Origin of the sequence: Burkholderia sp. AU31652, assembly GCF_002223155.1 — a bacterium.
Classification (GTDB): domain Bacteria; phylum Pseudomonadota; class Gammaproteobacteria; order Burkholderiales; family Burkholderiaceae; genus Burkholderia.
The window spans coordinates 154,991-167,036 of the sequence record NZ_NKFG01000008.1 but is presented as its reverse complement, the minus strand read 5'-3'; the positions used below and the strand labels follow the sequence as shown (position 1 = coordinate 167,036).

Genomic DNA, 12,046 nt, shown 5'->3' with positions numbered 1-12,046 from the left:
AGAGACACGAAGGAAGACCGTTCCGTGAGGTTGGCCAGGCTGCTCAAATCGCTCTACGTGCAGGTCCTGCTCGCGATGCTGCTCGGCGTGACCGTCGGTCACGCATGGCCGGCCGCAGGCGCGATGCTCAAACCCCTCAGCGACGCGTTCGTCGGCCTCGTGCGGATGACCATCGCGCCGATCGTCTTTTGCACGATCGTCTCGGGCATCACGTCACTGGCGAACGGGAAGGCCATCGGCCGCACGATCGTCCGGGCGCTGGCGCTCTTCTATCTGCTGACCGCCGTCGCGCTCGCGATCGGGCTCGTCATCGCGTTCGTGCTGCGCCCCGGCGCCGGCCTGCACATCGACGTGCATCATCTCGATGCGAGCATCCTCGCACAGTACGCGAAGGAGGCGCAGCCGCGCGGGCTCGTGGCATTCGGGCTGAGCGTGATCCCCGATACGATGCTCGGCGCGTTCGAGCAAGGCGAGGTGTTGCCGGTGCTGCTGCTGTCGCTGCTGTTCGGCTTCTCGCTGAATGCGCACCGGCGGGCCGGCCAGCCCGTTCTTGCGCTGATCGACGGGGTCGCCCAGGTGATCTTTCGCGTGCTCGCGATGATCATGCGGCTCGCCCCACTCGGCGCATTCGGCGCGATGGCCTTCACGGTGGGCCGCTTCGGGATCGGCTCGGTCGGCTCGCTCGCGAAGCTGGTGGTGTCCTTCTATGCGGCCTGCGCGCTATTCGTCGCGCTGGTGCTCGCGCCGCTCGCGCGCCTGCACGGCTTCGCGCTGTGGCGGCTGTTGCGCTACCTGCGCGAAGAGTTGCTCATCGTCCTCGCGACGTCGTCGTCGGAGCCCGTGCTGCCGCGCCTGATCGTCAAGCTGGAATCGCTCGGGTGCGACAAGGGCGTCGTGGGGCTCGTGCTGCCGGCGGGCTATTCGTTCAACCTGGACGGCACCGCGATCTATCTGACGCTCGCGGCCTTGTTCATCGCGCAGGCATGCGACGTGCCCCTTTCCGCGTCGCAGATCGCCTTGATGCTCGCCGTGATGCTGGTCACGTCCAAGGGCGCGGCCGGTGTTTCCGGTAGCGGGCTGGTCGCGCTGGTCGCCACGCTCGCCGTCATGCCCGACCTGCCCGTCGCCGGGGTGGCACTGCTGGTCGGCATCGATCGCTTCATGTCCGAGGCGCGTGCGCTGACGAGCGTGATCAGCAATGCGTGCGCGGTGATCTTCGTGTCGATGTGGGAAGGTGCGTGCGATCGTGCGCGTCTTGCTCAGCGGCTCGCTGCCGGCGGGCCGGTCGCCCCGAACGGGGTCGATGCGGACCGTGCCGCCGCGGATGCCGGCGGCAACGGTGACGGTGACGGGAAGGCGGTCTGACGCCAACCTTCCCGTCGATCAGGCTCAATGAGCGGGGACGGAATCCAGCCCGGTCGATTTCACCTCGGCCTGCACGTCGGGCGACGCGAGATAGTCGAGCAGCGCCTTCGCTTCCGCCGGATGCTGCGCGCCGACGGGGATGCCGGCCGCGAAGCGCGTGACCGACTGCAGCGATTCGGGGATCTTGCCGACGAAGGTCGCCCCCTTGACCGGCAGCAGCTCGCTCACCTGCTGGAAGCCGATCTCGTAGTCGCCGTTCGCGACGACCGATGCCACCGGAATCCGCGGAATCATCTTCGCCTTCGACTTCACCTGGTCCTCGATGCCGAGCTTCCTGAACAGCTCGCGTTCGATATACACGCCGCTCGCGCTGTCCGAGTAGGCGATCGACTTCGCGTGCAGCAGCGCCTGCTTGAGGCCTTCGGGGGAACCGACGTCGGGTTTTGCCGAGCCGTCGCGCACGACCACGCCGATACGCGAGTCGGCCAGCTCGACGCGCGATCCGGGGATGACCTTGCCCTGCTTGATCAGGTCGTCCAGCGCATAGCCGACCATGATGACGGCGTCGGCGGGCTCGCCGCGCGCGAGCCGGTTCGGAATCGCCTCGGGCGACTTGCCCATCGACGGGCCGAGCGCGGTATCGAGCGTGTTACCCGTGGTGGCAGCGAACCGGGGGCCGAGCAGCTTGTAGGCGGCGGTGAAGCCGCCCGAGCTCATCACGTGCAGTTCGGCGGCCTGCACGTTGGCAGCCACTGCCGTGGCCAGGACGAGCGCGGCCGCGCAAAATTTCGGGAGCAGGTTTCTCATGATCGTGGTCGTGGTCGTGCGGATTCGTAGGTGTTGGCAAGCATTCCGGATGGATCGGGCATCAATGCGCCGGCGTCAGCGTCGCCGTGTGGCGACGATAGAGCGCGAACGTCGCAAGCAGCGCGCACACCGCGGCGAAGCTCATCCAGTAGCCCGGTGCGGCCTTGTCGCCGGTCGCGTGAATGAGCGCGGTCGAAATGGCCGGCGTGAAGCCGCCGAACACGGCCGTCGCGAGGCTGTACGCGAGCGAGAAGCCTGCGACGCGCACCTGCACCGGCATCACCTCCGTGAGCGCGACGACCATCGCCCCGTTATAGATCCCGTACATGAACGAGAGCCACAGGAGGACGAGCAGCATGTTGACGAACGACGGCGCGTGCGCGAGCAACGACAGCGCCGGGTAGGCGGTCACGACGGTGAGCACCGTCATGCCGACCAGCAGCGGCCGGCGGCCGATCCGGTCGGACAGCGCACCGCCGATCGGCAGCCACACGAAGTTCGACACGCCGACGCAGAGCGTCACGAGCAGGCTGTCGGCGGTGCTCAGGTGCAGCACCGTCTTGCCGAAGGTCGGCGCGTAGACCGTGATCAGATAGAAGCTCGTGGTGGTCATCGCGACCAGCATCATGCCGGCCACCACGACGCCCCAGTTCTGCACCAGCGTACCGAACACTTCCTTCATGCCCGGGCGATGCTTGCGCGCCTTGAACTCCTGGGTTTCCTCCAGGTTACGGCGCAGCATGAAGATGAACGGCACGATCATGCAGCCGACGAAGAACGGCGCGCGCCATCCCCATGCGGCGATGGCCGACGCGCTCAGCCATTGATTGAGCGCAAAGCCGAGGCCCGCCGCGACGACGATCGCGACCTGCTGGCTGGCGGATTGCCAGCTCGTGAAGAAGCCCTTGCGGCCCGGCGTCGCCAGTTCGGCGAGATAGACCGAGACGCCGCCCAGTTCCGCGCCGGCGGAGAAGCCCTGCAGCAGCCGCCCGAGCAGCACGAGCGCGGGCGCCAGCAGGCCGATCGTCGCGTAGCCCGGCACGAACGCGATCAGGACGGTGCCGCTCGCCATGATGGACAGCGTGACGATCAGGCCCTTGCGGCGGCCGACGTCGTCGATGTACGCGCCCAGCACGATGGCGCCCAGCGGCCGCATCAGGAAGCCGGCGCCGAACACGGCGAAGGTCATCATCAGCGACGCGAACTCGCTTTGTGCGGGAAAGAAAACGTTGGCGATCTGCGTGGCGTAGAAGCCGAACAGGAAGAAGTCGAACTGCTCGAGAAAATTCCCGGCGGTGACGCGGAAAACCGCAGCGGCCTTCGAACGTGCGTTCGGAAGGCTGGACGAGGGGTGCATCGGGTGTCTCCTGAAAATCCGGAAATACGCGGGAGGGGTGGATCGATTGTCGTTTTCCGGCATGTTCGCTCGTCGCCGCGCAAACGATAAGTGCAATTTTTGGAAGGATTGATGTCGATGGGTTATCAATCGACGTGCCGGCGGCGCGTGTCGCCGCGCATCGTTCCGGGCGCGGTGAACGCCCGATGCAACGCTTTGCCGGACGGGCCACGCGGGCTCGCACACGTTTGCGCTCCCGCGCGCGATTGCCCGCGCCCACTGGCGGCCCCGCCGGCCTCGATTTTCTGTTAACCGTGCCGTTAACCCGGATTTGACCCGCGCCGGAGCCGTTGCAACCGGCTGCCCATACGAGCACGAGCATGCCCGCAACCACCTCGATCGAGAAAATCGCCGACTGGGCCGGACGCAACCATCTTGTCGTCGGAGCATTGGGCACGTTGATGTCGCTGGCGGCGCTCGGAATCAGCGCGGCGACACTGTGGATCGGGCGCAGCGAAGTGATCGAGCATGCTCACGAGACGTCGCGCAACGTCGCCGCCGTGCTGGTGAGCCAGATCGCGCGCACCGTCGAAACGTCGAACAACGCACTGGTCGCGCTCGCGTCCGATCTCGGCAAGCCCGCGGTGCGGCGCATGGATGCCGGGCTGCGGCATGACCTGCTGTTCGAGCGCACCGCCGCGCAATACGTGACCGGCATGGGCGTGACCGACCGCCACGGCCAGTTGATCGACGGCTGCTGCGGCACGACCCATCGTTGGGATTTCAGCGATCGGGACTACTTCAAGGTCCATCGCGATGCCGACAACGTCGGCCTCTACGTGTCCGAGGCCTATCGCGCGCGCTCGCGCGGCGACAAGGAATCGATCGCGCTGTCGCGGCGCATCGAACGGCCGGACCATACGTTCAACGGCATCGCGGTGGTCGCCATCGACATCGCCTATTTCGAGCAGCTCCTGTCCGGCCTCGATGTCGGGCCGAACGGGGTCAGCGCGATCCTGCGCGCGGACGGTGCGATCCTCGCGAGAAATCCGTCGTTGAACGACAACCAGATGAACCACCTGCGTCGTTCGAAAGCGTTCGAGCGGATGGTGCACAGTGAGTCGGGCTTCTACCCCGCGCGTTCGATCATCGACGGCACCAAGCGGCTGTATACGTACCAGCGGGTGCCGGGCACGCCGCTGATCGCCGTCGTCGCGCCGGCCGAGCGCGACGTGCTGGCGAGCATCACGCGCCTGTCGTGGACGGTAGGCGTGTCCGCCACCGTGATCAGCGCATTCTTCTGCGCGGTGGTCTGGCTGCTGGCGTTTGCGCTGCGCGACAACCTGCGCAAGCAGACGCTGCTCACGGACCTCACGCGGACCGATCCGCTGACGGGCTTATGCAACCGCCGCGCGCTCGATATCGCGCTCGCCGACGAATGGGAACGGCTGCAGCGCGGCAGCAACGGCAGCCTGTCGATCCTGTTCATCGATGCCGACCACTTCAAGCAGTACAACGACCGGCACGGGCATGCGGAAGGCGACACGGCGCTGCGCTTTCTCGCCGAATGCATCCGCACCCACACGCGGCGGCGCGGCGATCTCGCCGCGCGCTACGGCGGCGAGGAGTTCGTCGCGGTGCTGCCGGACACCGACGAAAGCGGGGCCGCGCAGGTCGCGGAGGCGATTCGCCGCGAAGTCGAACGCAACCGGCTCGACGGGTTCGCGGAAACCGTGCCGGCCTTCACCGTCAGCATCGGCTGCGCGACCGGTCATCGCGCGCGTCCCCCGTCCGTGCATGCGCTGTCGCATCAGGCGGACATGGCGCTTTATCGTGCGAAGCGCGAAGGCCGGAACCGCGTGTGTTGCGCAGAAACCGAGCAACACGCTCGCGTGGCCTGACCGGCCACGGATCGGGTCTGCATTTTTTCGGCAGCGGAGCACACGCAAACGATTGCCTCGGAAAACGGTCCCGAATTGTTCATGCACCAATCAGATAATAAGGAAAACTACTCGATGTCAACGAAACTGGAACTCTCACATGAATGATCAACGATTAACGGTTCGCACGAAGCTGACCCTGGCTTTCAGCCTCCTGACGTGCATGGTTCTGCTCGTCTCCATTCTCGGCATCGTATCGCTCGGCAATGCGAACGCGGCATTCGAAAATTACGTCAACGGCACCAACGCCCGTGCAATCCTGGCGGACAAGGTTCGCGTCGCGGTCGACCGGCGTGCGATCGCCGCCCGCAACCAGGTGCTCGCGACCGCACCGCGCGACGCGGACATCGAGAAGGACGCGGCGCTGCAAGCCGACCGCGAGGTCGGCGCGCTGCTCGGCGAACTGACGAATGCGGTCCGCGAGGGGAGCGGCGCGACCGACAAGGCCCGCGAACTGGTCCGGCAGATCGGCGCGGTCGAAGCGCAGTACGGCCCCGTGGCGCGCGCCATCGTCGACGCGGCGGCAAACAACCGGCGCGACCAGGCCATCACGATGATCAACGAACAGTGTCGGCCGCTGCTGGCCAGGCTTGTCACCGCCACCGACGCCTATGCGACGTTCGCCCGCACGCAAGGCGCGCAACTGGTAACGGAATCGGCCGACCGCTATGCATCACAGCGGCTGATGCTGATCGTCATGTGTATCGCGGCGGCAGCCGCCGCCGCGATCCTGGGCGTCTTCATCACCCGCGGCCTGCTGCGCGCGCTCGGCACGGAGCCTGCCGCGCTCAGCGACATCGCGCGCCGTATCGCGGCCGGCGATCTCGGTACCGGATCGTCGACCGGTGCCGCGCCGGCCGGCAGCGTCCTGGCTTCGATGCGCGACATGCAGGCGAACCTGACCCGCCTGATCGCGGAAGTCCGCACTGCATCCGGCAATGTCGCGACAGGCGCCGGCGAAATCGCGTCCGGCAACCAGGACCTCTCCTCCCGCACGGAACAGCAAGCCGCCTCGCTGCAGGAGACCGCCTCGAGCATGGAGCAGCTGACCTCCACCGTGCGCCTGAACGCCGACAATGCGCAGCAGGCGAGCGGGCTGGCCAACAACGCGTCGGAAGTCGCCCAGCGCGGCAGCACGGCAGTCGGCCTGATGGTCGACACAATGACGGACATCCGCGCCAGCTCCACCAAAATCGCCGAGATCACCGCGATCATCGAAGGGATCGCCTTCCAGACCAACATCCTCGCGCTCAACGCGGCCGTGGAGGCCGCCCGCGCGGGCGAACAGGGCCGCGGCTTTGCCGTGGTGGCCAGCGAAGTCCGAAGTCTCGCGCAGCGTTCGTCGGGCGCCGCGAAGGAAATTCGCGAGCTGATCTCGGAATCGGTCCGGAAAATCCAGGACGGCTCGCAGATCGCGAACAACGCCGGCGAGACGATGACCCAGGTCACGCATGCGATCGCGCGCGTGACCGACATCATGGGCGAGATCGCGGCCGCGTCGAACGAGCAGAGCCGCGGCATCGAGCAGGTCAATCTGGCCATTACGCAAATGGATGAAGTCACCCAGCAGAACGCGGCGCTCGTCGAACAGGCCGCCGCCGCCTCGAAGTCGCTCGAGGAACAGGGAGGCCGGCTTGCCGAGGCGGTATCGCTGTTCCGGCTCGACACGCGGGCGGCCGGCGCCTAGCCTCCCGCCGCGCGCGCCCTCGATCGACGCATCGAATCCGTCGCCCGACATGCTCAGCACCCGAAATTAACCAGATAGTGGGAATTCGCGCGCCTTGCATCCGACGCGAAACAAATCCGTAACGGCCGCGTAACGATCCATCACCACAATTCGCCATCTTCGACCATCAGGATGGAGTCTTGCATGTTTGCGTCACGAAGCCGTTTCCCGCTGCACGTCGCAGCCTTGTCGAGTGCGATCGTGCTGGCGGCCTGCGGCGGCGGCGATGATGTCGCGTCGACCAGCACCCTGGCGGCGGCCGTTCCCGCGCCGCCCGCCGACCCCGGCTTCGTCGACAGCGCACCACTTCCGAGCGTGCCCGCGTTCGTCGACAACGTCGCGACCAACCAGCGCGGCGATGCGCGCTATGCGACGCTGTCGACCAACGCCGCGGTGCGCGTGGTGAGCCGCTTCCTCGATCTCTGGCAGCCGGCGACGATGCTGGTCGACGCGGGCGTGAGCGCGCCGGCGTTCGGCACATTCCCGGCCATCTCGCCGTCGACCTGCTCCGGGCTGCCGAACAGCGGCGTGTCGTGCGGCACGATCCTGAACGATGCGGTGCTGTCGGCCAACGTGCAGTACGTGATCAACGCGACGACCGCTCGCACGCCGCAGCAGGCCGATGCCGCGTACTACGACGACCGGCGCGGCAAGGGATACAGCGTGACCGACGGCATGGGCCCGCTCACCGCCGCGTGGCGCACCGCGGCCCAGCAGACGACCAGCATCACCAGCGTGCCCGCCGATGCGACGACGGTGCTGTACAACGACTCGGGCAACAACGTCGGCGTCGGCAGCAGCAGCGGCAACGCCAGCTTCGGGAAGGTTGTCGACCTGCTCAACGAAATGGGCAACAACGCATCGACCGAACCGTCGAAGCGCTTCTTCAAATATGCGCGCCCGTACCGCTGGAGCACCAGCGTGGTGGTCGCGCCGACGCTCGTGCCGGCGGAAAGCACGACGCCCGCGACCGACGGCGGCTTCATCAGCGGCCACACGGCCGAGGCGGTGCGCGATGCGACGACGATGGCGTGGCTCGTGCCGGAACGCTTCCAGGAAATGGTCAGCCGCGGCCTCGAACTGGGCGAGAACCGGATTCTCGCCGGCATGCACTCGCCGCTCGACGTGATCGGCGGGCGCATGCTCGCGCTGGCCGTCAGCGCGGCGAACCTGACCGCGTATGCCGATGACGCGCAGACCGCCTATACGCAAGCCCACCAGGCGCTGCAGCAACTGACGGGGACGAGCGCGACGACGTTCTCCGCCTTCGCCCACTCCGGTACGACGGCCACTGACCGGTTCGCCGACTACGCGACGAACAAGGCCGCGTTCCTGCGCCGCATGACGTTCGGCTTCGCCGCGATCGAATCGACGGACGCGCCGCCGGTCGTGCCGAAGGGCGCGGAGATCCTGCTGCAGACGCGCTTCCCGTACCTGAGCGCCGACCAGCGGCGCGTCGTGCTGAAGACGACCGAACTGCCGTCCGGTTATCCGGTCATGGACGATGCGGAAGGCTGGGGCCGCCTGAACCTGTTCGCGGCCGCCGACGGCTACGGCGCGTTCAACGGCAACGTGATCGTGTCGATGGATGCGTCGCAGGGCGGGCTCAATGCAGCCGACCTGTGGCGCAACGACGTCGCGGGCGCCGGCAAGCTGACGCTGCAAGGCAGCGGCACGCTGACGCTGGCGGGCAACAACCGCTACACGGGCGGCACGCAGGTGAGCGGCGGCACGCTCGCGGCCGCGTCGACGACGGCGTTCGGCAACGGCGACGTGTACGTCGGCTCGGGCGGCGGCGTGAAGATCGCGGCCAACGCACCGGTGACGATCGCGACCCGCTATACGCAACTCGACAACACGACGCTCGAACTCGACATCGACGGCAACGGCGGCGGACGCCTGCGCGTGGGCGGCCCGCTCACCGTCACGGGCGGCACGCTGCACGTGAAGTTCGTGAACGGCTATACGCCGAAGGCCGGCGACACCATCGCGCTGATCGACGGCGCGGCGGCCGCCGCGAAGTTCTCGACGGTGACGGTCGACGGGTTTAAGGCCACGCCGGTTTATACCGCGACGGGCGTGTCGGTCACGCTGTCGGCGGCGTAGCCGGCAGCGGGCATCGATCCAGGCAGTGAGGTCGCTCGAGGGCGGCTTCGGCTTGGGCTTCGGCTTCGGCTTCGGCTTCGGCTTCGGCTTCGGCTTCGGCTTCGGCTTCGGCTTCGGCTTCGGCTTCGGCTTGGGCTTGGGCTTGGGCTTGGGCTTGGGCTTGGGCTTGGGATTGGGCCTGTGCCTGGGCCTGGGCTCACGCGAAGCGGGCGGGCATCGCTGCAGCTCGATGATCGTCGGCAGGTTGAAGTCGTGGACATCCGGCGTGGCGCCGCCCTGCCGCCGGTTCACCTCGGCACAGAGTTCCAGCGCCCGCGTCTCGGCGAGCAACCGCAGCGCCTCGCCGAGCAAGCCCTTCTCCCGTTCCGGCAGTTGATCGCCGCGGCTCGTCCATCGAGCGCCATTCGAAGCCTCAGATCGTCTGCCCGTACGACTCGCCATCTCAAATGGCGACCGCGCCGAACCGGACGACCGCCGTGCCGTCGGGCCCATCTCAAAATTACGATTGCAAATGCCTCTCATTTGCATTAAATTGCCGCGCAAATGTACTGTTTGGAACACAGATGCCGGCGCGAGGCCGCCCGCCGTGCCCGAACGCGAACGACACAAAAAAGGAAAAGGACGGGTATGAGCAGGAGGAACTGGGCGGCCGCACCGATGGCCATCGTCGTCGGCACGGCCGGCATGGGCGCAGCCGACGCGCAGGAAACGGCGCTGCCCGCCATCGAGGTGTCCGCGCAACGCGCGACGGCGCCGTTCCGCACGCGCGAATCGACGAGCGCGACGCGCAGCGAGGCGGACGTGATGGAGATTCCGTTCGCGGTCAGCAGCGTCGATACGAAGCTGATCCAGACGGTGGCCGCCACGCGCGGCGACGATCTCTACGACTGGGTCGCGGGCGTCTCGCGCCAGAACAACTTCGGCGGCCTGTGGGACAACTACGCGGTGCGCGGCTTCGCCGGCGACGGCAACACGTCCGGCACCGACTACCTGGTCAACGGCTTTTCGTGGAATCGCGGGATGAGCGTGCCGCGCGACACCGTCAACCTGGAGCGCATGGAAGTGCTCAAGGGGCCGGCGTCCGCGCTGTATGGCCGCGGCGATCCGGGCGGGATCATCAGCTATACGACGAAGCAGCCGCAGTTCGCCCGCGCGAACACCGTCGGCGTGTCGGCCGGCAGCTACGGCGCGTTGCGTCAGACGCTCGATTCGACCGGCCCCGTCACGAAAACGCTCGCGTACCGCTTCGTCGCGATGAACGAGAACAACGGCAGCTTTCGCGACACGGTGTCGAGCAAGCGCTACCTGTTCTCGCCGTCGTTCACGTGGGACATCGGCGCGAACACGACGCTCCACTACGAATTCGAGAGCGCGCGGCAGCGTGCGCCGCTCGATCGCGGCGTGCTGGCGGTCAACGGCCAGCTAGGCGTGATCCCCGCGTCGCGCTTTCTCGGCGAGCCGCGCGACGGCGACTACGACGTGCGCAACACGGGCCATCAGTTCACGCTCGAGCACCGCATCGATTCCAGCTGGTCGATCAATGCCGGCGTCGCGCAACGCAACACCGACCTGTCGGGGCGCTCGTCCGAGGCATTCGCGTTGCAGCCGGACGGCCGCACGCTGTGGCGCCGCTACCGGCAGGTCGCGTTTCACTCGAACGACCTCCAAGGCCGCGTCGAAACCACCGGCACGTTCCGCACGGGCGGCATCGGCCATACGCTCGTGATGGGCGTCGACGCGTATCGCTTCAACTACGACCAGTTCGTCACGCGCTCCACGCCGAGCGCCGCGGCGCCGTATGCGATCGACATCTTCGATCCGGTCTACGGCCAGCCCGCGCCCGCGCCGCGCACCGCGACCAACCTGCTCGAACGCGATAACGGACAAGGCGTCTACGCGCAGGACACGCTCGCGTTCGGGCCGCACTGGAAGATCCTGGCCGGGCTGCGCTGGGATCGCTTCCACCAGTCGATCGACAACCGCCTGAAGGGCATGACGACGAGCCAGCTGCAGACCGCGGTGAGCCCGCGTCTCGGCGTCGTGTATGAAATGAGCCCGGCGTGGTCGTTCTATGCGAACACCGCGTATTCGTTCCGGCCGAACAACGGCGCGGACGTCGGCGGCAACGCGTTCGATCCCGAGAAAGGCCACGGCTACGAAGCCGGCGCGAAATGGGCGGGCACGCGCTCGCTCACGACCGTTTCGGCGTTCTACGTCACCAAGCGCAACGTGCTGACCGCCGATCCGGCGAATGCCGGCTTCTCGCGCGCGGCCGGCGAAGTACGTAGCCGCGGTGTCGAATTCGAATGGAGCGGCGACCTCGGGCACGGCCTGCGCGGCCTCGTCAACCTCGCGTACGTCGATGCCGAAATCACGCGCGATACGGTGCTGACGCCCGGCGCGCGGCTCGTCGACATACCGCGCCTGAGCGGCAGCGCGCTGCTGATGTACGAGACGACCCTGCCGTTCGCGGACAAGGCCGGCGCCGGCGCGGGCGTGATCTATGTCGGGCGCCGCGCCGGCAACACGGCCAACACGCAGGACGGCTTCGAGCTGCCGGCCTACGCGACCGTCCAGCTCAACGGCTACGTGCAGGTCAACAAGCACCTGCGCGCGTCGGTCGTCCTGAACAACCTGTTCAATCGCACCACCTACGTCAGCTCGTACAACAGCCTGTGGGTCACGCCGGGCGCGCCGCGCAGCCTGTTCGCGTCGCTCGCGTACTCGTTCTAGCGCGGCCGGGACGGCTGACGCGACGCGCATCGC

The 12,046-nt window shown here is 67.3% G+C and carries 8 protein-coding genes; 6 read left to right on the top strand and 2 right to left on the bottom strand.

Going from position 1 to position 12,046, the window contains the following annotated elements; genetic code table 11:
* Nucleotides 1-24 precede the first annotated feature (24 nt).
* A complete protein-coding gene (gene dctA / locus CFB40_RS36490) occupies nucleotides 25-1,365 on the top strand; it encodes a C4-dicarboxylate transporter DctA (RefSeq protein WP_089434281.1) in 1,341 nt (446 codons plus the stop codon).
* Between the two features lie 24 nt (nucleotides 1,366-1,389).
* On the opposite strand, the gene CFB40_RS36485 is transcribed toward dctA, so the two are convergent.
* Nucleotides 1,390-2,172 carry a substrate-binding domain-containing protein gene (locus CFB40_RS36485; RefSeq protein ID WP_089434145.1) on the bottom strand — a complete coding sequence of 261 codons (783 nt, stop codon included), beginning with the start codon at nucleotides 2,170-2,172 and terminating at the stop codon, nucleotides 1,390-1,392.
* A gap of 61 nt (nucleotides 2,173-2,233) precedes the next feature.
* A complete protein-coding gene (locus CFB40_RS36480; protein ID WP_089429351.1) occupies nucleotides 2,234-3,529 on the bottom strand; it encodes an MFS transporter in 1,296 nt (431 codons plus the stop codon).
* A 359-nt stretch (nucleotides 3,530-3,888) separates the two neighbouring features.
* Between CFB40_RS36480 and CFB40_RS36475 the strand changes: the two genes are divergently transcribed.
* The 5 genes from CFB40_RS36475 (at nucleotide 3,889) to CFB40_RS36455 (ending at nucleotide 12,013) form a co-directional block, all read left to right on the top strand.
* Complete coding sequence (locus tag CFB40_RS36475) at nucleotides 3,889-5,409, top strand: sensor domain-containing diguanylate cyclase (RefSeq protein WP_089434144.1); 1,521 nt, start codon at nucleotides 3,889-3,891, stop codon at nucleotides 5,407-5,409.
* A 139-nt stretch (nucleotides 5,410-5,548) separates the two neighbouring features.
* Nucleotides 5,549-7,135 (top strand): methyl-accepting chemotaxis protein, encoded by a 1,587-nt coding sequence (locus CFB40_RS36470; RefSeq protein WP_089429350.1) that lies wholly within the window; start codon nucleotides 5,549-5,551, stop codon nucleotides 7,133-7,135.
* Nucleotides 7,136-7,318: 183 nt separating this feature from the next.
* The gene (locus CFB40_RS36465) at nucleotides 7,319-9,280 is read left to right on the top strand and encodes a phosphatase PAP2 family protein (protein WP_089434143.1); all 1,962 of its coding nucleotides are present in this window, start codon (nucleotides 7,319-7,321) and stop codon (nucleotides 9,278-9,280) included.
* A gap of 25 nt (nucleotides 9,281-9,305) precedes the next feature.
* The gene (locus CFB40_RS38470) at nucleotides 9,306-9,656 is read left to right on the top strand and encodes a hypothetical protein (RefSeq protein ID WP_143329955.1); all 351 of its coding nucleotides are present in this window, start codon (nucleotides 9,306-9,308) and stop codon (nucleotides 9,654-9,656) included.
* 251 nt (nucleotides 9,657-9,907) lie between these two features.
* The gene (locus tag CFB40_RS36455) at nucleotides 9,908-12,013 is read left to right on the top strand and encodes a TonB-dependent siderophore receptor (protein WP_089434142.1); all 2,106 of its coding nucleotides are present in this window, start codon (nucleotides 9,908-9,910) and stop codon (nucleotides 12,011-12,013) included.
* Nucleotides 12,014-12,046 lie beyond the last annotated feature (33 nt).

Coding starts and splice junctions, on each gene's coding strand:
- CFB40_RS36455 (WP_089434142.1), top strand. CDS start 9,908: ATGAGCAGGAGGAACTGGGCGGCCGCACCGATGGCCATCGTCGTCGGC.
- CFB40_RS36485 (WP_089434145.1), bottom strand. CDS start 2,172: ATGAGAAACCTGCTCCCGAAATTTTGCGCGGCCGCGCTCGTCCTGGCC.
- CFB40_RS36465 (WP_089434143.1), top strand. CDS start 7,319: ATGTTTGCGTCACGAAGCCGTTTCCCGCTGCACGTCGCAGCCTTGTCG.
- CFB40_RS36480 (WP_089429351.1), bottom strand. CDS start 3,529: ATGCACCCCTCGTCCAGCCTTCCGAACGCACGTTCGAAGGCCGCTGCG.
- CFB40_RS36470 (WP_089429350.1), top strand. CDS start 5,549: ATGAATGATCAACGATTAACGGTTCGCACGAAGCTGACCCTGGCTTTC.
- CFB40_RS36475 (WP_089434144.1), top strand. CDS start 3,889: ATGCCCGCAACCACCTCGATCGAGAAAATCGCCGACTGGGCCGGACGC.